Annotated in this window: 19 protein-coding genes and 1 pseudogene; 4 read left to right on the top strand and 16 right to left on the bottom strand. The window is 32.6% G+C overall.

The window, feature by feature from the left end; genetic code table 11:
* Nucleotides 1–56 precede the first annotated feature (56 nt).
* The 12 genes and pseudogenes from P5P90_RS01535 to P5P90_RS14295 all read right to left on the bottom strand — a co-directional run bounded on the left by P5P90_RS01535 (nucleotide 57) and on the right by P5P90_RS14295 (nucleotide 10952).
* On the bottom strand, nucleotides 57–1355 hold the full coding sequence (locus P5P90_RS01535; RefSeq protein ID WP_278035494.1) for an APC family permease: 1299 nt from the start codon (nucleotides 1353–1355) through the stop codon (nucleotides 57–59).
* Nucleotides 1356–1487: 132 nt separating this feature from the next.
* A complete protein-coding gene (locus P5P90_RS01540) occupies nucleotides 1488–1838 on the bottom strand; it encodes a hypothetical protein (protein WP_278035495.1) in 351 nt (116 codons plus the stop codon).
* Between the two features lie 163 nt (nucleotides 1839–2001).
* A complete protein-coding gene (locus tag P5P90_RS01545) occupies nucleotides 2002–3288 on the bottom strand; it encodes an alginate export family protein (protein ID WP_278035496.1) in 1287 nt (428 codons plus the stop codon).
* 412 nt (nucleotides 3289–3700) lie between these two features.
* On the bottom strand, nucleotides 3701–4123 hold the full coding sequence (locus P5P90_RS01550; protein WP_278035497.1) for a DoxX family protein: 423 nt from the start codon (nucleotides 4121–4123) through the stop codon (nucleotides 3701–3703).
* A 116-nt stretch (nucleotides 4124–4239) separates the two neighbouring features.
* On the bottom strand, nucleotides 4240–5814 hold the full coding sequence (locus P5P90_RS01555) for a S41 family peptidase (RefSeq protein WP_278035498.1): 1575 nt from the start codon (nucleotides 5812–5814) through the stop codon (nucleotides 4240–4242).
* Nucleotides 5815–5902: 88 nt separating this feature from the next.
* Nucleotides 5903–7132 carry an ATP-binding cassette domain-containing protein gene (locus P5P90_RS01560; protein ID WP_278035499.1) on the bottom strand — a complete coding sequence of 410 codons (1230 nt, stop codon included), beginning with the start codon at nucleotides 7130–7132 and terminating at the stop codon, nucleotides 5903–5905.
* A 129-nt stretch (nucleotides 7133–7261) separates the two neighbouring features.
* Nucleotides 7262–8029, bottom strand: a complete 768-nt coding sequence (locus tag P5P90_RS01565) for a patatin-like phospholipase family protein (protein ID WP_278035500.1) — start codon at nucleotides 8027–8029, stop codon at nucleotides 7262–7264.
* Between the two features lie 55 nt (nucleotides 8030–8084).
* Entirely contained in the window at nucleotides 8085–8522 is a 438-nt protein-coding gene (locus P5P90_RS01570) for an acyl-CoA thioesterase (RefSeq protein WP_278035501.1), read from the bottom strand.
* 101 nt (nucleotides 8523–8623) lie between these two features.
* The gene (locus tag P5P90_RS01575) at nucleotides 8624–9091 is read right to left on the bottom strand and encodes a hypothetical protein (protein WP_278035502.1); all 468 of its coding nucleotides are present in this window, start codon (nucleotides 9089–9091) and stop codon (nucleotides 8624–8626) included.
* Between the two features lie 153 nt (nucleotides 9092–9244).
* Nucleotides 9245–9904: a serine hydrolase domain-containing protein gene (locus P5P90_RS01580; RefSeq protein WP_278035503.1), complete on the bottom strand. Its 660-nt coding sequence runs from the start codon at nucleotides 9902–9904 to the stop codon at nucleotides 9245–9247.
* The gene (locus P5P90_RS01585; RefSeq protein ID WP_278035504.1) at nucleotides 9864–10382 is read right to left on the bottom strand and encodes a serine hydrolase domain-containing protein; all 519 of its coding nucleotides are present in this window, start codon (nucleotides 10380–10382) and stop codon (nucleotides 9864–9866) included. Before P5P90_RS01585 ends, P5P90_RS01580 begins: the two co-directional genes overlap by 41 nt.
* Before the next feature lie 181 nt (nucleotides 10383–10563).
* A pseudogene (locus P5P90_RS14295) lies at nucleotides 10564–10952 on the bottom strand (DUF1398 domain-containing protein).
* A 322-nt stretch (nucleotides 10953–11274) separates the two neighbouring features.
* Here P5P90_RS14295 and dnaK point away from each other — a divergent pair.
* From dnaK to P5P90_RS01610, 4 genes are all read left to right on the top strand, one after another.
* Nucleotides 11275–13152, top strand: a complete 1878-nt coding sequence (gene dnaK, locus P5P90_RS01595) for a molecular chaperone DnaK (RefSeq protein ID WP_278035505.1) — start codon at nucleotides 11275–11277, stop codon at nucleotides 13150–13152.
* 395 nt (nucleotides 13153–13547) lie between these two features.
* The gene (corA, locus tag P5P90_RS01600; protein WP_278035506.1) at nucleotides 13548–14618 is read left to right on the top strand and encodes a magnesium/cobalt transporter CorA; all 1071 of its coding nucleotides are present in this window, start codon (nucleotides 13548–13550) and stop codon (nucleotides 14616–14618) included.
* A 62-nt stretch (nucleotides 14619–14680) separates the two neighbouring features.
* Complete coding sequence (pta, locus tag P5P90_RS01605) at nucleotides 14681–16774, top strand: phosphate acetyltransferase (RefSeq protein WP_278035507.1); 2094 nt, start codon at nucleotides 14681–14683, stop codon at nucleotides 16772–16774.
* 18 nt (nucleotides 16775–16792) lie between these two features.
* Nucleotides 16793–17989: an acetate/propionate family kinase gene (locus P5P90_RS01610; RefSeq protein ID WP_278035508.1), complete on the top strand. Its 1197-nt coding sequence runs from the start codon at nucleotides 16793–16795 to the stop codon at nucleotides 17987–17989.
* Nucleotides 17990–18007: 18 nt separating this feature from the next.
* On the opposite strand, the gene P5P90_RS01615 is transcribed toward P5P90_RS01610, so the two are convergent.
* From P5P90_RS01615 to kdsA, 4 genes are all read right to left on the bottom strand, one after another.
* On the bottom strand, nucleotides 18008–19093 hold the full coding sequence (locus tag P5P90_RS01615; RefSeq protein ID WP_278035509.1) for an AI-2E family transporter: 1086 nt from the start codon (nucleotides 19091–19093) through the stop codon (nucleotides 18008–18010).
* Between the two features lie 52 nt (nucleotides 19094–19145).
* Nucleotides 19146–20249, bottom strand: coding sequence for a sensor histidine kinase (locus P5P90_RS01620; protein ID WP_278035510.1), 1104 nt, complete (start codon nucleotides 20247–20249; stop codon nucleotides 19146–19148).
* A 211-nt stretch (nucleotides 20250–20460) separates the two neighbouring features.
* Nucleotides 20461–21321 (bottom strand): hypothetical protein, encoded by an 861-nt coding sequence (locus P5P90_RS01625; protein ID WP_278035511.1) that lies wholly within the window; start codon nucleotides 21319–21321, stop codon nucleotides 20461–20463.
* Between the two features lie 17 nt (nucleotides 21322–21338).
* Nucleotides 21339–22157, bottom strand: a complete 819-nt coding sequence (kdsA, locus tag P5P90_RS01630; protein WP_278035512.1) for a 3-deoxy-8-phosphooctulonate synthase — start codon at nucleotides 22155–22157, stop codon at nucleotides 21339–21341.
* Nucleotides 22158–22167: the final 10 nt, after the last annotated feature.

The raw sequence follows: 22167 nt of genomic DNA on the forward strand, positions 1-22167 counted from the left end.
TGTGCAGGATAGCTGAATTTGATTATTGTAAATAGAAATGAGATGCGATATAGCGTTTATTTTTTGTTTCTAATAAAACGAATTAAAAAATAAATAAAAGATAATGAAGCTATAGCAATTGCACTACCGATGATTTCGTTTTGAGTCAAATTAGATAAAAAATAAAGTATGATTGCAATACAAATAACAGGAACGATTAATCCGCCTGGAATTGTAAACTCATCGGATTTGGATTGGTGTGTATAACGCAATTTAATAACAGCCAAAACTACTCCTAAATAAACCATTAATATCGAACTACTTGCAATAACCACAAGACTTTCAAAACTTCCAGTAGCTGCAATTAAAAAGCCAATTAAAGCGTAAACTATAATTGAAACGTATGGTGTAGCAAATGAAGTATGTATTTTAGATAATGCTTTGATAGGAATAACGCGGTCGCGTGAAAGGGCATATAATGTTCTTGGGTTATTAAGAATATCACCACTTAGGAATCCAAACATTGATATTGCTGCACCTGTTGTTAAAATTACGAATCCAATAGGTCCAAATATTACATTAGCAGCAGCAGCAAGAGGAGTAGCAGTATGTTGTGGCAATTCATCACCCAAGACCCCTTGAGCGACAGTTTGGATTAGCATGTAAAGAATAACAATTGCTGTGATACTGATAAAAATAGCTTTAGGAATGGTACGTTTTGGATTAATAACTTCGCCCGAAACGACAATTCCAGATTCGCAACCCTGAAAAGCAAAAAATAAGACTAACGAGGTTTTACCTAATTCTTGTATGCCAGGTAAACTTTCAATGACTAAATTATCTACTGAAACCGCTTGCCAACCAAATAGAACTAAAAGCATCAACGGGATTAATTTGGCTACCGTATTGATTTTTACTAATCCGATTCCTTGTTTTACACCAATTACGTTAATGAAAGCCAATCCGCCAAAAACAATAAATAGACATAGGATTCGCATCCAAGCGAGTTCAAAAATAGGATGAGTGGATGCAAGAACATTAATTAAGGCATTAGAAACGGCTGCGTCAGCCAAAAGAGTACCCGTTACGTTAAAAATTCCAGCTAAAAAACCAGCGTAAGGTCCAAAAGCTGTTTCGATGTAGGAATACACACCTCCTGTTTGGGTCACTTTACTCGATGCTTCGGCAAAGCAAAGCATGATAAGTGCCATTAATAGTCCGCAAAAAAAGTAAGCAATTATACTTGATGCTCCCATTGAAGAGGCAACTATAGCAGGAAGAGCAAAAATTCCAGCGCCAATAATTACATTCATAATATTAGCCGATAAACCGAATACTCCTATGGTTCGTTTGAATTCTTCTTCTTGCTGTATCATTTTCAATTGTATTTGTTTTGTTTTCTTATAAAAACGAAGTTAGGTAAAATAATTTTTTAAGCAACAAACTAAACGAATTTTGGGTGATAATATATTTTTAGGAAACGCAAAATTTGATATAGTTCTAATAAATTACTGCAATATTTCGGTTATTCTAAATGCGCGTTCTGTACCTAAATAGGATGGATTTCCGTGTTTTTCCGACCAAAAACCATCTAGTAAGTCTTTTGATAAACATCGGTAGACAACCACTCCTTTGTATAGGTGGTTTTCTTTACCTTGGTATTTGAAATTGATAACCAAAATATTATCTCTGAAAAAACCGTTACCTGTTTGTATTTGTTCATTATTAATAAGCCATTTTGCTTTTATTCTTTTATTTTGATCTAAGCTTAAAGACAATATTCCTTTGTAATTATACAATTCGGCATCTTGATTACTTCCAACGATTTTAAAACGTCCTACTAAATCTTCGATATTCATTTACTTTAGGTTTTTCCTTTTACTATTTTTTGCAAGATTACTGATTTCTTATGGAAAAGGCATAAAAAAAATCGAAGTTTTGAGGCTTCGATTTTGTTTGTGAAAATAATGTAAAAAGCTTTGAGGCTACCTTTTTGAAGGTATTTTTAAAAATAAAAGTGTTTTATTTTTTTGATGAGAATATTTGCGGGTTGATGTTTACCATTAAATACGCCCAGTTGTTTGTTGTGTCGTCTAAACCATTTTTTAAGACAGCCATTGAATTAGAAGCAAACATTTGAGAATAGCCTGCAATTAACGTAATGTCTTTTGTTGCTTTGTACACAGCAGTTAAATCAACTTCTGTTCCTAAATACGAATCTTGTGCAACTGTTCCTGATTTGATCGTATTAGGAGCGTAGAATAGGTGTGGAGCAACTGAAAGGTTTACTTTTTTGATAGGGAAATCTAATTTTAAAGATACATCTTGTAAACCAACAGAATTTAGATGATTTCCTACGTAGAAATAATCCATAAAACCGTTGAAAGCGTGGTTTGTACCAAAAATTGGGTTGAACGATTTTACCATAGGTGATGAAGGTGTTCCTTGATCTTTTCCGGATAAGAATTCATATCCTACTGTAGCTTTGAATTTTGGAGTTAAAGCATATCCTAAGTTAGCCGCTGTTTGCCAAGCCGAAACTTTATTTGCTCCAATTTTTCCTGTTTGGCCATAGAAACTAAAATCAAGACTTAATTTTTTACCTGCATAATTAGCATAAGTACCTAAAGTTTGGTAATAATTGGTTTCTACTTCTGTTGTTTTTAAATATTCTTTTCCCACGTTTAAAGCTAAGAAACTTACACCTAATTTTTTAATCGAAGTGTGGTACCAAGCATATTGAAAATCTTTAAAATCTAAGTCAGTACCAAAAAGTATCGCTGTTTGAGGATTTGGTAGTGTTTTCGTTTCATCTTTTGCATTCAAAGCAAATCCTAAATCTAATTGTGATTTAGCTCCTTTGAATTTGATTAAAGCAGCATCAAAACTACGTCCTTGATTTGCCCAATCTAATCCTCCAAAGATTCTTTGATTGTCGTATGATATGATTTGGCGTCCTATTTTGGTGCTCCATTTTTGAGTAAAACTATATTCTGCCCATCCTTCAAATAACACAAAGCTATTAGCGGCATTTGAAACACCTCCAGTAAGATGATTTACCGCTCCCCAAGTACGAACATTTTGTAATGCAACTTTGGCTTTTAATTTTGTATCAGTATAGTTTAAGGTAACTCTTGTACGATTCCCTACAAATGAAGTGTGTGAAGTTGTTGGTGTTAATAGGGTTCCGAAACCATTTGTGTATTCATAACGAGGTCTGATTTGAATATCTGAACTAAATTCCTGTGCTATTACACTAGTTCCTATAAGTCCAATTACTGATAAAGAAAGTGTTTTAAGTAATTTCATAATGGTAGATTTAAAAAATTGTTTTTGTTAGTTATTACATGACAAATATACTTACGTAAATTTACTTATGTTTTATAGCTATCGCAATAAAAACTAGTTTTTTAAACCTTTTTTACTTATATTTTTAAGCATATAATTTTTTGCTAAACAACATATTTTGTGGATAAATTATTGATTTTTAGCTATTTTAAAATATTTTTTATACTTAGTGATTTCATGGTAGGATGTTAGCGAATTGAAGTATGTACGTAGTGGTTGCCTTTTGTTTTACTTTTAAAATAAATAAAATACGTAGAAATTTATTTAATGCTTATTTTCTTGTGCAATAAAAAAGCCCGAGATAAACTCGAGCTTTCCGATTATAAATCATAGTTAATTAGCGATAATTTTAGATGTTCGCACCAGCAATTTATTATTGTGACATTTTAAAATAATGATCGGCGGAATGTTTTCCGCTTCCATATACCAAGAAGAATAAACAAATTGCTAATATAATCAAGGCTAAAAACAGATTTTCAGTTTGCATTTCACCTGTGAAATTGACTAAAATAGCACCCATTAAAATTGGTAATTGTGCAATAATAGCCCAACGGGTAAGCAATCCAAAAGCAATCATTATTCCGCCAATCATATGGGCAGGAGTAATGTAATGAACGAGGAACATTCCTCCTCCAATTTTGTCGATGGGTGAAATCAAATCCACTAAATAAGGAATATTAGTGATGAATTTTATCCCTTTTACGAATAAAAACACTCCAAGAGCAATTCGTAGCAAATCTAATGTGAAATAAGTGTGCGCATTGGCCCATTTATTCAGTTGTTTAACATTGTTCATATTGCTGTATATTAAAATTGGTACTACTAAGTTAGTAAATTTTGATATATAAGAAGTGAAAACGGATGTTAAATAAGCTGTTATTCAGTGTTTTAAAATGTGTTTTGACGTTTTTATTACTTTGTGTTTTGTTTTACTATCCAATTGAGTTCGGGATCGTTATCTTTAATGCGATCTTCTACATTGGGTTGAATTTCAATATCAGGAAAAACTCCTCGACCATGTATTTGGTTTTGATAAAATGGAGCAAAATGTATAGTTCCTATCCGAACTTTTAATTTTGAATTCGGTAATTCAATAATGGGCATAAAACCAGCAACGGTACCATTGAAATCACCACCAGTTTCTTGTCCTACAAACAAGGCTCTTTTGGATCCTTTTAAATTGGATGAAATAATACTAGAAGCCGAAAAACTACCGCCATTTATCATAACGTATAATTTATGTTTAAAAGCATTTGGCTTTGGCTTTTGAGGATTGGTAGCGGTGGAAATATATTTTTTTCCATTTTTATCTGTACGGACAGTTAGTAATAAATAACCATATACAATGGGAGAAAATAGTGTTTTGGTCATTTTTACCGCAAAATTACCTTTATTAAAATAAGCACCTTCAAAAAGACTTCCTCTAGAAACTACTTCCGATTTTTGTAAAAATGTATAAGTCGAATCAGCAAGGTAGGAGTAAAGATGGATTATTTCACTCAAGCGTCCTCCGCCGTTATTTTGTAGATCAAGAATGAGTGTTTTACAATTTTGTTTCTTTATTTCGGTAAATGTTTGTTTGTAAAATTGTTTAAAATGTCCTTTGGTAAAGCTTCTAATTTTTAATAGAGCAATGCTGCTATCCTTACTGATATACTTTAGTTCACGAATAAAATTATTGGCACTTTTATCATATCCATTTATTCTTTTTTTCTTGTTGATCATTCTTTGTTTGTCTCTTTCAACAGTTACTTTTTTATGTGAAGATTTCTTTGTTTTTTGGTTTAAACTGTCTGATTTTACCCTTTTTATAGTTATGTTTTTAATGCTATCATTGTATTTGAAAACATATTCCAAACTGTCTTTTATGCCATTTTCAATGGTAAAATAACGAACAAATCGGTTTGCTGCTGCTTCTTTTTTAAAACTGGTATTAAATCCATCTGAACTATAATAATTATCGTATTCAGATAGTAATTCATGCGGTTTTATTCCATTTACTGACTGAACCTCCGTTCCTGGGATTATTTTTTTATTATTTGATTTGTTTTTAACTACATATAATTTATCATCATAGTAAGTGAAATCAAATTGAGAAAAAGGTCCAACTCCTTTTTTAGTCAATGATTTGGTTTCTTTCTTTGTGTATTGTTTTTCGGGAGGAATGACATAACTGTGTCCTTGTCTTATTGCTGCAACAACTGGACTTAATTTTTTGTAAAAGGCTAATGGAATTAAAGGAGTTGTTATACTGTTTTTTAAACTATCGAACTTAAAGTTTAGTTTTTCTGCACTAATGTAATAATCTAATTTAGGATGTAATCTTTGAAATTTCCTTCTAGTTAATTCAACATCTTGATGAAGCTGCTTTACAGCAATGGGCTTTTGTAAATGTAAATTGTCTCTTTTTATAGAGCTGCATTCAACAAAAAGAAATAACAATACTAGCGGCATTATCCTTTTTACTAAAAAATGACTTTGAAACATTTACTGTAATTTTAAATTAGTCTCGTATTATTACTCTAAAATACAAATAGTATAGTTTGTTTTAGTTTTTAAAAGAATTTATGCTTGATTATTTGATGATTCCAATAGAACCCTCTTCGGAAGGAAGGAGTTCAAATATGGCATTTGGTGCCAAGGTAGGTTCGGCACGATGCGAAACATAAACAATAGTCATGTTAGATTCTTGTTTGAGTAAATTAATGAGTTGGCAAACTAAAGCAACACTTTCATCATCCAGTCCCTCAACAGGTTCGTCTAATATAACCAATGGAGGATGTTTTAAAACCGAACGAACGATCATCGCTAATCGTTGTTGTCCTACTGAAAGGCGTTTGAACATTTTGTTTTTTAAATGTTTCATTCCAATCAGGTCTAGCCACTGGTCGGCGATGTTTTTTTGTAGGGTAGTAGGTAGGTCATATAAACCAATGGAATCAAAAAAACCGGAAAGAATCATTTGTTCTAATGTATGATTTCTAGTAAATAAACTAGTCATATTGGTAGCGAAATAACCAATGTTTTTCTTGATTTCCCATACACTTTCGCCACTTCCTTTTTTACGTCCAAAAAGGTATAAATCTTGTCCGTATCCCTTAGGGCTATCACCATTTATCAGTGATAAAAGAGTGCTTTTTCCTGATCCATTAGGTCCAATTAATTGCCAGAATTCTCCCTGCTCAATGGTCCAATTGATATTTTTAACTACTGGACGACCTTCATAACTAACGGATACATTGTTCATTTGAACCAAAATTTTTTCTTTGTATTCTGGAGGATGAACAGCATGAGGAATTCCTGATTGGCTAATGATTTTAGTTTCGTGTATTTCTTGTGAAATATTTTCTAAAATAAAAGCGTCGGAATTAATTTGCCGATTATTAGTAATAAAAGGCAATACATCAGAGATACGATTAATGATTTGAATTATTTTGATATGTGAGGCCATTTCTTCTAAAGCTAGCGCTAATTCAGCTCTTGAAGCCTGATCTAAATGATCCATTGGGTTGTCAAAAATGATATAATCTGGTTTTTGTGCAATACAATACTGTAAGAATTTCTTTTTGCGTTGGCCAGAAGAAAATGTGCTTAATTTTCTATTGGAATCTATAGCGGTTAATTCGATGTATTGGAATTCTTTTTGGATGAAATGATCAATAGCCAAATCTGAATATAAGATTCCTTTGAGCTTGTTAAATGGAGCTAGTTCTCCAATTGCATGACCAGAAAGAATGGTGTTTATAAATTCTTTTTTATTGATTTGATTGGAAAGTAAAATGTTCCAATGAGTAGCAGTATTCATCAAAAAATGTATTTTTTATGGAGCGTAAAGTTAAGGAGTTTGAAGTTAGAAAGTAGAAATTAGATTTTAGAACGAAGTTCAAATACCTTAAACAACTAACCACAATCCATAAACTACAAAACATATTTATTACTCGATATCCAATGATTTGATTTGATCTTCTAATGTTAGGGCATATTGATAACTGTATTCAAAAATTTCATCAGCGTTTTTAAGGTTGTAGAGACTGTATTGACTCATATTAGGTGGTTCAAAATAGACATCACAACTATGTGTTTTTTGTTCTACAGAACTTTTCATAGCCAAATGAAAACAACGGTCTAAGATGTTATTCATATTGACTTTGTCGACTTCTTTTTTTATAGAATTTACATAGCTACCTATAATAATATCACATTGATTTAATAATGGTTCAATAGGGAAGTTGTTCATCACGCCACCATCAACATACAAGGTTTCATTGTATTTTACGGGATGAAATAAAATAGGCAAACAGGAGGAAGCTAGAATAGCATGAGATAAATTTCCAGAAGAAAAATAAACCAACTCTCCTTTTAAAATGTCAGTGGCTGCAATGTATAGCGGAATTTGTAAATCATCGAAGGAATTACTGGGAAAACATTCCAAATAAATATCATGGAATCCTTTCATTGCAAAAAGACCTTGCCTTTTAATTAAGAGATTAGAAAAACTAAAAATATGTCCTTTTTTGAGAATATTTAATATTTCGGTTGCTGAATAACCCGCTGCATAAAATGCACCTGCTATAGCGCCCGCACTGGTTCCTGAAACTACTGAAGCTTTAATTCCAAATTCCTCCAATGCTTTCAGTAAGCCTAAGTGAGCTATCCCTCGCGCACCACCACCTGAAAATACAATTCCTACTTTAGTTTTCATTTTAAAAGTTTGTTGTTTAGGGTTTATTGATTATTGTCTTTCGCATTGTTATTGTTTAAGATTCAATAAAATCGTCACTTTTAGGAATGCTCATAAGTGCTTGTATTGCAATTTCAGGAATAGGGTCAACTAATTTACGTAATTTGGTATCCATCCAGGCGCCATCAACGGTTAATGTAGCGCATAAGAGATTATCTTCGGTGCGAAATTCATGTGAAATAGACCAGCGTGAAGCATCGGCTCTCATTTTAGCAACAGTGGTATGAATATACACAGCTTCACCTTGCTTGATTTCTTTTCTAAAAACACATTCTTCCCTAAATAGGACAGGGCCAAAATGCATTTTTTGGAAGACTTTTAAATTCAAGCCCAAACTGTCTAGAATTTCCATACGATGTTGGGCGGCACAATCGTAATAGACACTATGGCGAACATGAAAATTAGGGTCTAAATCAGCCCAGCGAAAAGTGAGGTGTTTGCTGAAAGAGGTCATGTTGTGATGTTAAGATGTTTGTTATTGATAATTTTCAATTTGTTAAAAAACTAATTCTTTTTTTTTACAGTTTTACAATTGTTTTTTATAATTCTAAAACCCTATATGTTTTCTTTAGGAGTCATTAACCATTTGTTTCCATTAAATTCCCAAAGGACAATTCCATTTTTATAATCTATAATTTTTGCATTTATTTCAAATCCTATTTTGTTTTCTAAATCATAAGCATCGGCTCTAAAAGCATTATTTTTAGTTAATCTTGTAAACTTTTCAAGCTCGAATTTTTGAGAATCTTCTAGTCTCCAATTTATTGTTAGACGTCCATCTTCAAGTTTTATTGTTTCTGTTTTTCCGTCACATGGATGATAAATTAAATAACCATTTTTATCCTTTTCAACTTTAATCCAATCTTTTTGAATTGTCTTAAGGCTTTTCCAAATTTTGGTAATTTCTCGATGATTTGATTTTGGATATACTACAGTTACATCTGTATCGTTGCTTTTAATTTTTGTTTGGGCATTGGAAGTTAATGTAAGAAATAAAATAAAAAATTGAATTAGTCTTTTCATATTTTACATTTTTGATTTTAATTTAGTTGATTAGTAAATTTAAGGAATTCTAATTTATATCGAAAATTATCTTGCTTTTATTAGGAAAAGAATCAAAAAAAGCGATTCCAAGAATTTGAAATCGCTTTTGTCTGTTTTTGATTTTGAGAAAGATTAATCATCGATAGCCTGTTCCACTAAAACTTGGAATTTCCAAGAAGTAGCATCGGAAGTCTTTTGTGTTTGCTTTAGGATAATTCCAATTAATTCTTCTTTTGGGTCGGCAAAGTATTGTGTATTGAAATAACCACCCCAATTGAAAGTTCCTGCACTACCTTGACCGCCTAAATTTTGACCTTTCTCGTTTAAAATTCTAAATCCTAGTCCATGTCCAGCATCACTATTTGCCCACAAATCGCCCAACTGATTACTTAACATAAATTGTACAGTAGTTCGGCTAAGCAATAGAATGCCGTTATATTCACCTTGGTTAAGAAACATTTGTAAGAAGGTTGCGTAATCTTTAGCAGTACTTGATAGTCCAGCACCTCCTGAGAAAAAGCTTTTGGCTCCTTTTATAGGGTAGTTGGTATCATAAAAAGTAGTTGGATACGGAATCCACTTTCCTTTTTCTTTGGTTTGAACAGTCACCAATCGGTTTGATTTTGTTTCAGGCATATAGAAATAGGTGTCATTCATACCTAGTGGTTCGAAAATGTGCTTTCTGTAATATTCGTCCATTGGCATGCCTGACATGATTTCAATAAAATACCCAATAACATCTAGTCCTTCGCTATAAGTGAATTTTTCTCCCGGATTGTGGTGCAGTGGCAATTTGGCTAACTTTTTTTACACTTTCGGCTATTGTAATTTTTTCGGTGGTAAATAAATCGGTAACACCTGCATCTTGATATATTTTTGTAAAACGGGAATCACTATCAATTTGACCGTACCCAATTCCAGATGTATGGGTGATTAAATCTCTAATGGTGATTTCTCTTTTTGCAGCTTTGGTTGTATATTTTCCATCTGGATATAATGAATCTAAAACTTGCGGATTTTTAAATTCAGGAATGTATTTTGAAATAGGATCATCTAATTTGAATTTACCCTCTTCCCATAGCATCATCACGGCAGTCGTAGTTATGGCTTTGGATTGTGATGCAATTCTAAAAATAGCATCCGTATTTAGTTTTTTAGATGAAGTATTATCGGCCATTCCAAAAGCCTTCAAATAAACAATTTTTCCATGACGGGCTACTAAGGCAACCGCTCCCGGAATTTCTGATTCGGCAACGGCTTTGTTAAGCATATTGTCTATTCGAGTTAGTCTTTCGCTCGAAATACCTACGCTTTCAGGTGTGGCTTCAGTAAGTTTAGGAGAATTTTTAATGGAATGTGTTTACGCGAGTAGGCTTAAACTCCAAACGCTTAAAAGTGTTACTAGTGTTTTTTTCATGGTTGGTTGATATATAAAATAGATTTAATAATTTCTATTCGGGGATTTTTTCAATTAATATAGGATTATTAGCATTGTCATAATAAGTACAGGTCATTTCGATAATGTCAACGCGCCATTTGGCAATACCACAAATAGCAGCATGTTGACAAAAAGTAGGATAATCGGTTTGACCGTCTTGATGCATCACTAAAAATTCGATGAAACGTTCTTTGTTGGCTACTGTAGTAATCGGAATAGCATCGTATTTTTTTCCGAACTTACCTCAAAGTCATTGTCTCCGTAATAGGAAACACGTCCGTCAGTCACAATGGTGTCATATCCTTTTACGCCCAATTCGATAATTTCTTGAATGTATTTTGGGAAATCAGTTCCTGTTTTTACTTTGGCATGAGCCGCTTTAATTTGATCTATTGAAAACATCTTTATTTTTTTAGGTTTTCAAATATAGTTTAAAATCGAATAATTTTGGTTTTGGTTTTGAAATGTATTTACGAAAAGAGTAAGCCGTTTTTAGTCTATATTACACAAAAGTCAAGGAATTAGGGGCATCTCCTTAATATGACAGTCTTTTTTAATGTTTTTGTAAATCTGTCAGTTGTATTAAAATGCCATCTTGTCAGTGCTTTTTTTATAATGTTATTAAATTATGACAATTTTCATGAGGTTTTTAACTTGGCACAAAGATTGACTTATGCACGATGAGTTACTAAACTAGTATATTAAAAATTAAATATAAATAAAAATGGGTAAAATAATCGGAATTGATTTAGGTACGACCAACTCTTGTGTTTCTGTAATGGAAGGTAGTGAGGCAGTTGTTATTCCTAACGCAGAAGGAAAAAGAACTACACCATCTATCATCGCTTTTGTTGAAGGTGGAGAAATTAAAGTGGGAGATCCTGCAAAAAGACAAGCGGTAACTAATCCAACTAAGACTATTGCTTCTATCAAACGTTTTATGGGACATACTTTTGCTGAAACTGAAGAAGAAGCAAAAAGAGTTCCTTACAGTGTAGTAAAAGGGGACAACAATACGCCACGTGTGGATATTGACGGTCGTTTATACACAGCTCAAGAATTGTCTGCAATGACACTTCAAAAAATGAAAAAAACTGCTGAAGACTATTTAGGTCAAACAGTTACTGAGGCAGTTATTACTGTTCCTGCTTACTTTAACGATGCACAACGTCAAGCTACTAAAGAAGCTGGTGAAATCGCTGGTTTAAAAGTAATGCGTATCATCAATGAGCCTACTGCTGCTGCTTTGGCTTACGGATTAGATAAAAAAGGAAAAGATCAAAAAATTGCTGTTTACGATTTAGGTGGAGGAACTTTTGATATCTCTGTATTAGAATTAGGAGACGGAGTTTTCGAAGTATTATCTACAAATGGAGATACTCACTTAGGAGGAGATGACTTTGACCAAGTAATTATTGACTGGTTAGCTGACGAATTCAAAGCTGAAGAAGGAATTGATTTACGTCTTGACCCAATGTCATTACAACGTATCAAAGAAGCTGCTGAAAAAGCTAAGATTGAATTATCTGCTTCTGCTGAAACTGAAATCAACTTACCATACGTAACTGCTACAGCTTCAGGACCTAAACACTTAGTGAAAAAATTATCTCGTTCTAAATTCGAGCAATTAGCTGATTCTTTAGTAAAACGTTCTATGGAGCCAGTTGCTAAAGCGTTGAAAGATGCTGGTTTATCAGTTTCTGATATCGACGAAGTAATCTTGGTAGGAGGTTCTACTCGTATCCCAAGAATTGTTGAAGAAGTAGAGAAATTCTTTGGTAAAAAAGCGTCTAAAGGAGTTAACCCTGATGAGGTTGTAGCTATTGGTGCTGCTATCCAAGGTGGTGTACTTTCTGGAGATGTTAAAGATGTATTGTTACTTGACGTTACTCCATTATCTTTAGGTATCGAAACTATGGGTGGTGTTATGACAGTTCTTATCGAGGCTAACACAACTATCCCAACTAAAAAATCTCAAGTATTCTCTACTGCTGCTGATTCTCAACCATCTGTTGAAATTCACGTATTACAAGGAGCTAGAGCAATGGCAGCTGATAACAAAACAATTGGTCGTTTCCACTTAGATGGTATTCCGCCAGCACCAAGAGGAGTTCCTCAAATCGAAGTTTCTTTCGATATTGACGCTAATGGTATCATCAAAGTTTCTGCTACAGATAAAGGAACTGGAAAATCTCACGATATCCGTATCGAAGCTTCTTCTGGTTTAACTGCTGAAGAAATCGAACAAATGAAAAAAGATGCTGAAGCTAACGCTGACGCTGACAGACAAGCTAAAGAAAGAGCTGAAAAATTAAACGAAGCTGACAGCACTATCTTCCAAACTGAATCTCAATTGAAAGAGTTAGGAGATAAAATTTCAGACGAGAACAAAACAGCTATTGAATACGCTTTAACTGAATTAAGAATGGCTCACCAATCTCAAGATTTAGCTGCTATTCAAAAAGGTTTAGATAACGTAAACGCTGCTTGGAAAAAAGCAACTGAAGCTATGTACGCTCAAGGAGAGCAAGGTCAAGCTGCTGCTGAACCACAAGCTGAAGGTGATAACGTTCAAGACGTAGATTACGAAGAAGTAAAATAAGCAGTGAACTTCCGATTTATCGGAATATGAATCGCTTATCCCGATTTATCGGAATCTTTTAAAAATCATAAATAATGGAAACCGAGTCAGAAATGGCTCGGTTTTTTTGTGCTTTAATTTTTTAAGTATGTTTTTTTATTCGAAGAAAATTTTTAAAACATGATTTATCTCATAAAAGAGCATTGTATTTCAAACTACTTTTGACACAATTAAAAGCATGTTTTTAAATTGTTAAGTTGTTCTTTTTTGCCAAAAGTTTTTTGTAATATTACTGTTATACCATTTAGAATATCTAAATAGTCAAATTTTTGAGGTATGAAGCTGTAGTATATTTCATTTAGTACAATTTTTATTGGACTAATTTGAAATAACAAACGGTAATAAATGATTTTTGTATGAGAAAAATAAAATATAAGAAAGCGAGAAAAGTACAGCCTTATCAATTAATATATACTGGTAAACACAAGAATCAAGAGTCTAAAATGCAGTTGTTTGTTTACAACGATTTAGATTTTACAGAATATCAGGATTTAAGAATATATGATTTTAGTGAGTGCATTGATACAACTCAAACAAATTGGCTTAATTTACATGGATTGAGTGATATTAAAACAGTTGAAGGTATTGGAGATTTTTTTAATATAGATAATTATTTGCTTTCGGATATTTTAAATACTTCCAGAAGAACTAAAATGGAAGAATCCGCAAGTAGTTTGTTTTTCAATATAAAGTCAATTTTACCAACAGAAGATTCAGATAATATTAATGTAGAGCAAATAAGTTTCTTTGTGAAAGATGATATTTTAATTTCATTTCAAGAAAAAAGTAGTGATTTTTTCACTCACATACGAGAAAGATTGCGTTCGCATTCGGGTGTGGTTAGAACAAAAAAAGCGGATTATCTGCTGTCTCTTCTTCTAGATGCAGTAATGGATAATTTTTATATTACCATTGAAAATGAGGAAGAAAAAGTTGAGGAATTAATCAATTTATCTAAAGTAAGTACCAATCAAGATATTTTGGTACGAATAGAAAAGCATCGTGATAATTTTAATTTTTTAAAACGTTCGATAGTGCCTCTTCGAGATTCTTTGTATGGAATTAAAACCTTAAAAGAAGATGTAGTTTGTAATGTAATTGAGGAAGATTCGTATGTGTATTTTTCACGTTTGCACCAGAAAAGTTTGGAGCTTTTAGAACAAATAGAATCAGATTTGGAGATGTTAGAAAGCGCTTCAAATTTCTTTTTCTCTTTACAATCCCATAAGATGAATGAGATTATGAAAACCTTGACGATTGTCTCGGCTATTTTTATTCCGTTGACATTTATAGTTGGAGTTTACGGGATGAATTTTGATCATATGCCCGAATTAAGGTATGAAAATGGCTACTACATAGTTATTGGAGTTATGTTTTTAATTAGTGTATTGATGGTTGTCTATTTTAAAAAGCGAAAATGGTTTTAGAAACAAAGGCTCATTACTTTAAAAAAAACAATAGAAATAAAAAAATAATTAAATCTAATAGAATGAACAAAGCTATTTATATCGCAACTTCAGAAAGTAATAGCGGAAAATCGATTATTACTTTAGGATTGATGAGTATGCTAATTGGTAAAACAGCTAAGGTGGGTTATTTCCGGCCAATAATTGAAGATTTTGAAGATGGAAAGTTGGACAACCATATCGAAACTGTAATTTCTTATTTCGGATTAGATATACGGTTTGAGGATGCTTTTGCTATTACCAAAAGTCAATTAATCAAAAAGAAGAATAAAGGTAAAATCGGGGATGTTCTGGATTTGATTATTGAAAAATTTAAACATCTGGAAGAGCGTTTCGATTTTGTTTTGGTAGAAGGAACCAGTTTTAGTGGTGAAGGTACAGCTATCGAATTGGATATGAATGTATTAATTGCCAAAAACTTGGGTATTCCAACAATTATTGTTGGTTCAGGTGTTGGTAAAACGTTAGAAGAGTTTTTGGATGGTGAATATTTAGCGTATGATTCTTTCAAAAACAAAGAAGTGGAAGTTTTAGCTTTTATTGCTAATAAAATCCAACCGGAAAATTTAAAATTAGCAGAGGATGGCTTGCGTAGTGTTTTACCCAAAGAAGTTTTGGTAAGTGCTATCCCCGTTATTTCAAGTTTGAATAATCCAACAGTTAAAGAGATTGTTGAAGAATTAGATGCTACCGTTCTTTTTGGAAAAGAGTATCTCAATAATGAAGTAGGCAATTACAGTGTGGGAGCAATGCAGTTGCGTAATTATTTGTCCCATCTTAAAGAAAATGCGCTAGTAATTACACCTGGTGATAGAGCTGATATTATTTTAGGAGCTTTACAGGCACATGAATCAGCTAATTATCCATCGATTTCAGGTATTATTTTGACAGGAAATATTCTGCCAGAGGATACTATTTTAAAACTAATTGAAGGATTGCATAGTGTTGTACCTATTATTTCGGTAGAAGGAGGTACGTATCGTATTACCAACCAAATAGGGTCTATTCAATCTAAAATATACGCAGAAAATAAACACAAAATCGAAACATCAATAACTACATTTGAAAAATATGTTGATATTGATGTTTTAGCAAATAAATTAAGCGCCTTTCAGGCTGAAGGAATGACGCCTAAAATGTTTCAATACAATTTAGTTAAAAGAGCCAAACAACATCGTAAACATATTGTTTTACCAGAAGGGAACGATGACCGAATTATCATTGCGGCTTCTAGGTTGTTAGCAATGGATGTGGTGGATATTTCGATCATTGGTAGCAAAAAGCAAATAGAAAATAAAGTAGCCGAATTAGGAATTGCATTCGATTTTTCGAAAGTAAATATCATTGTTCCTATTGAATCCGAATATTATCAGGATTATGTGAATACCTATTACGAACTTCGTAAAAACAAGAATGTGTCAATAGCAATGGCTAGGGATTTAATGGAGGATGTGTCTTATTTTGGAACGATGATGGTGCATAAAGGTCATGCAGACGGAATGGTTTCGGGAGCAGCACACACCACACAACATACTATTTTACCGGCATTACAATTCATTAAAACGAAACCGAATTCGAGTGTTGTTTCCTCAATATTTTTCATGTGTTTAGAAGATAGGGTTTCAATTTTTGGGGATTGTGCTATCAATCCGAATCCTACTGCAGAGCAATTGGCCGAAATAGCGATTTCGTCAGCCGATTCAAGTTTGGCTTTTGGTATTGAGCCAAAAGTAGCCATGTTGTCTTATTCTTCGGGTTCGTCAGGAAAAGGGGATGAAGTGGAAAAAGTGCGAACAGCAACTGAAATTGTAAAGAAAAAACGTCCCGATTTAAAAATAGAAGGCCCTATTCAATATGATGCAGCTGTTGACATGGAAGTGGGACAAAGTAAAATGCCAAATTCGGAAGTAGCAGGACAAGCAAGTGTGCTGATTTTTCCTGATTTGAATACAGGAAATAATACTTATAAAGCGGTTCAGAGAGAGACTGGAGCTTTGGCCATTGGGCCAATGTTACAAGGTTTAAACAAACCAGTAAACGATTTAAGTCGTGGTTGTACTGTGGACGATATTATTAATACCGTTGTAATTACTGCGATTCAAGCGCAGGGATTTTAATTTTTAATATTTTATTTAATGAAAATAGTTATCATAAATTCAGGGAGTTCCTCTATAAAATACCAATTAATCGATATGCCAACCCAAGAGGTTATTTGTAGTGGTATGATTGACAGGATAGGTTTGGATACTTCCAATTTCACTTATAAAACCAATAAAGATTCCATTGAGGAAATTTTAGCTATTCCGAATCATAAAGTAGGATTGGAGAAAATTTCGACTTTGTTATTAGATGAAAAAGTAGGAGTAATTAAAAGTACGGCAGAGATTGAAGCGGTAGGTCATCGTGTGGTTCATGGTGGAGCAAGTTTTTCGGACACGGTTTTAATTACTGAAGAAGTAAAAGAAAAAATCAAGCAGCTTTTTGAATTAGCTCCCTTGCATAATCCGGCTAATTTAGAAGGTATTGTTGTTGCTGAGGAAGTTTTTCCATCGGCGAAACAAGTTGCGGTTTTTGATACTGCTTTTCATCAAACAATGCATGAAGTGGCTTATAAATATGCTATACCGAATTATTTATTAACTGAGAATAAAATTAGAGCCTACGGTTTTCACGGAACTTCTCATAAATACGTTTCTGAAAAAGCTATTAATTATTTGGAATCTGTGAATAGTCTTCATACAAATATTATTACTATTCATTTAGGAAATGGTTGTAGTATTACTGCGGTTAAAGATGGTAAAAGTGTGGATCATAGCATGGGTTTTGGACCTATGAATGGATTAATCATGGGAACTCGTAGTGGTGATATCGATCAATCAGTGATTTTTTACATGGTGAATACTTTAGGATATCAATTGAATGAAGTCAATACGGTGTTGAATAAACAAAGTGGAATGCTTGGTATTACAGGTTATAGCGATTTAAGAGATATTGAAGCCAATGCCGAAAAAGGAGATTTGAATTGTCAATTAGCTTTAGATATGAATGTTTATCGTATTAAAAAATACATAGGCGCTTATGCAGCGGCAATGAATGGGGTAGATGCTATTGTTTTTACTGCTGGAATTGGAGAAAACTCTTCTTATATCCGAAAATCAGTTTGTAAGGATATGGAATTTTTAGGAATTGAATTGGATGAAGCAAAAAACGAAATTCGCTCTAAAGAAATAAGAGAAATCAATACGGTAAATTCTAAAACTAAAGTTTTGGTAGTTCCAACCAATGAAGAACTAGAAATTGCAAATCAGGTTTATGATCTGATTTTGAAATAAATCACAAAACCCCTCTAGTTAGGGGTTTTGTTTTTTTGTGGGCAATTTACCTTCTCCTAAAAGTATGGAAAGTGGTTTTAAACTATCGGTACGGTCAGCAATGAGTTTTATGATACTCGTAAACGGAATAAATAAAATCATTCCCGCAGCGCCCCATAAAATACCTCCTAGTGTAATCATGATGATAATAACCAGGGTGTTTATCTTTAATCGGTTGCCAACTATATATGGGAAAATGATATAAGCTTCTAGGATTTGAACAATTCCAAAAACGCTAATTACACCTATTGGGTACCAAATTGAATCAAAAGTAATCCATGAAATAGCTATAGGTAATAGTGATGATATCATAATACCTACGTATGGGATAAAAGTTAATATGGCAGCTATAAAACCAAATGTAAATGGATTAGGGATGCCAATTATTAATAGTCCAACGCTGTTTAAAAATCCCACAATGATATACACAAATAGCATTCCTTTTATGAAATTATGATAAGCACTGATGGTTTCTGTTAGAATTTCGAGAACATTATTTTTTTGATCTATGGGAAATGTATGAAGTAAAGCTTCTGTTAACATTTTTCGGTGAAAAAGTATCAATGCAGAAAATACGGGAATGATAATAGTATAGTATAAAGTGTGTGAAAACGAATAAAATGATGATTCCAGAATAGCTAGTACTTGATTTTCCGAATGGTCTATTAGGTTTTTAAGGAAGATAATTTGTTCGGTATTAGTTACGTTAAAATATTGTGCAATTAACACACTTATTTGGTTGAGAGCTTCTAAAATTTTTATTTTAAAGGGTTCCCATTCTATAACAAATTCTTTGATTTGGAAAATGAGTAAACTCAAAAGACTGATTAATAAAACAAAAACAATTGTTAAAGAAAGACCTATAGCGATAATAGGATTAACACCTTTCTTTTCTAACCATTTGCATACAGGATGAAGTATAAAGCTAATAAGTATAGCAAAACTTAAAGGGATAAAAAGTAGTTTCCCAAAATATAGAATTATTGATGCTAAAACAAAATATTGTAACAATACTAATCCTGAAATGTTCTTGTTGGTTACAGGTATTTTAGGAATCAAGTCCATAATTAAGATTATTTTTGCTTTAAATTACTAAAAATAATCGATATACCGTCTTTTAATCCTTAAAAGTAATGGTGAAGGTAGAACCTTCGTTTACTTTGCTGTCTAATGAAATTTTGCCACCAAGATTAGTTACGTGTTTGTAAACTAAATACAAACCTATACCGTTGCTGTCAATATGATTACTAAATGTTTCGTATAAACCAAATACTTTGTTGTGCACTTTTTCAAGGTCAAAGCCTATTCCGTTATCAGAGATGATTAATTGGGTAGCATTATTTGTAATTTCAGAACGAATAGAGATATTGGCTAATGTATTCGGTTTGGCATATTTGATAGAATTGGTAATTAAGTTTAAAAAAATACTTTTCAAATAGGATTTGTTGAATTTGATTATGTCAATTTTCGAAAAATCAATACTTATAGATGCTTGAGAGTTTTGAATTAATGAATTAATTGAAATTAAAACTTCATTCAATGTGTTGCTTAAGGAAATATCCTCTTTGTTTATGTTGTAATTTTGATTATTAGCATTCAAAAGTTTGATATATTCATTTAAGTTTTCTTTTAGCGTATCAGTAGTGCTTTTTAGAATATTAATGAATTCTAGAGTTTCTGAATTTTTGATTTCAGCTGTTTCTAAAAGTTCAAAAATGGATATCATATTATTTACAGGGGATCTTAAATCATGAGCTGTACTATAACTCAAGTTTTTAAACTCCTCGTTTATTTCTGTAAGCCTTTTTAAGTGTAATTTTCGTTCCTCTTCAAGCTCTTTTTTGTGAGTGATATTTTTAGCTACTGCATAAATAAGTTGTTCTTCTTCAACTGGTATTGAAGTCCAGGATAGCCAAATAACGCGACCGCTTTTAGTTACATATCTATTTTCAAAATCAAATAAAGGCACCTGATTTTTTAATTCATTTCTAGCTAAACTTGTTTTTTCTTTGTCATTTTCATGAACAAAATGATTGATCGGTCGTTCTAGTAATTCTTCATTTGTGTATTCTAATAGATTTGAAACTGAGGGGTTTATTCTCTTAAAATATCCGTCGTATCCAGAAATGCAAAACAAGTCATGAGAAAGATCAAAAAACCTTTCAAAATTGGTAAAAACCTCAAAGTTGCAAACAAATTCATTTTCTTTGTTCTTTGTCATAAATATTTACAAAATAGGGTTAGACTACAAGTAAATAGGTTTATTCAAAAAAAGATCTGGGGTGATTTTTATACAAAAATAATTTTTTTTTGGAATTTGGAGTGTTTTTTTATAAAAAAAGATTATATTTTTTTAATTACACCAGAGGGTAATAAAAAAGGCTTGTTAATAAACAAGCCTCTGTATCTGAATATTAAAGTTAGGTCATTTTTTAAATTTTAAAAATTCCGCCAAAAGTTATAATTCTTTGGAAAAAGAAAAAATCTTGTTTTGCTTTATCATCTGTACTTTGAGTTGTACGAATGTCTTGCATATTGATGTATCCACCTTTTAATTCGCCTTGAATAAAGAAATGTTTGAAAAAAGTAATATTTAAACCCGCTTTTGCCGATAAACCATATCCCGAAACATGAAAATCATCATGACGCTCTTTACCTAACAAAGTGGTATTGGTTCTTGGGTATAAAAGTCCAGTTCCTAAACCTTCAGTGATGTTAATTTGTATTTTATCTGTATTTGGAAGCTTGAATAACGATGAAATGTCGTCAAATCGTGAAACTTCGGTATGCACATAATTCAATCCGTCTGTATGCTCATACATTAAAAAAGTTTCATCAGAAAAATTTACAGGTGTATTGTTATAGACCCCATTATGAATTGCTCCAGCTTCTGATAATGGAAGGTTGATATTTCCAGTAACATTTGCAGTTTGATTTTGAGTCATTACGTATTTCATATGATCTACACCAATTGAAACGCTATAATGGTCGCTAATAAAATAACCTAAACGTAAATTCGTTTGTGGGATTGTCATTTTCGTTGGATTGATATAATCGATATGCCAACCTTTAGGTTTGTCATGTGCTACCATGTTGTCTACTGTAAAATGGTAGTTTTTACCCGTAAAAGTTACATCAGATTTCGAATAGGATTCTCTGTTACCTCCCCAGTTTATAAAAAATTTTCCTTTGTTGTGAGCTGTGTATTTTTCCTGCGTGCTGATGGTTTCTTGCGCACTAAGGTTATTTATGAATAATAATGCTGTTATTGCAGCAGTGAATATATTTTTCACTTTTTTTATATTGTTTTTTAGAATGAATTAACCGTTTTTCTAATTGCTACTAATTTGGTCATTAAATCTTCAAAATAGTCTAAATGCAGCATATTAGCACCATCGCTTTTAGCGTTAGCTGGGTCAAAATGGGTTTCAATGAAAATTCCATCTACACCTACAGCAATTCCAGCTTTTGCAATGGTTTCAATCATATCTGGACGACCACCTGTAACTCCTGCTGTTTGATTAGGTTGTTGTAATGAATGTGTAACATCGAGTACAGTAGAAGCATATTGTTGCATAGTAGGGATTCCACGGAAGTCAACAATCATGTCTTGGTATCCAAACATGGTTCCCCGGTCAGTAACCATTACATTTTGATTGTTGCAATCCAAAACTTTTTGAACGGCATGTTTCATGCTTTCAGGACTCATAAATTGTCCTTTTTTTAAGTTAACGGTTTTTCCTGTATTGGCAGCAGCTACAACTAAATCGGTTTGACGTACCAAAAAAGCTGGGATTTGTAAAATATCTACATATTGTGCAGCTTTGTCAGCATCTTCATTGGTGTGGATGTCTGTTACAGTTGGTACATGAAATGTTTCAGATACTTTTCTAAGAATTTTTAAAGCTTTTTCATCTCCAATTCCCGAGAAACTATCAATTCTAGAGCGATTGGCTTTTTTGAATGAACCTTTAAATACATAAGGAATTTGTAGTTTGTCAGTAATACTAACAAGTGTATCGGCAATGCGCAATGCCATTTCTTCTCCTTCGATGGCGCATGGACCTGCAAGTAAAAAGAAATTGCCACTTTCAGTGTGCTTAATTTGAGGAATATTTAGTATGTCCATAGGTAAATTT

Origin of the sequence: Flavobacterium nitratireducens (assembly GCF_029625335.1) — a bacterium.
Lineage (GTDB): Bacteria > Bacteroidota > Bacteroidia > Flavobacteriales > Flavobacteriaceae > Flavobacterium > Flavobacterium nitratireducens.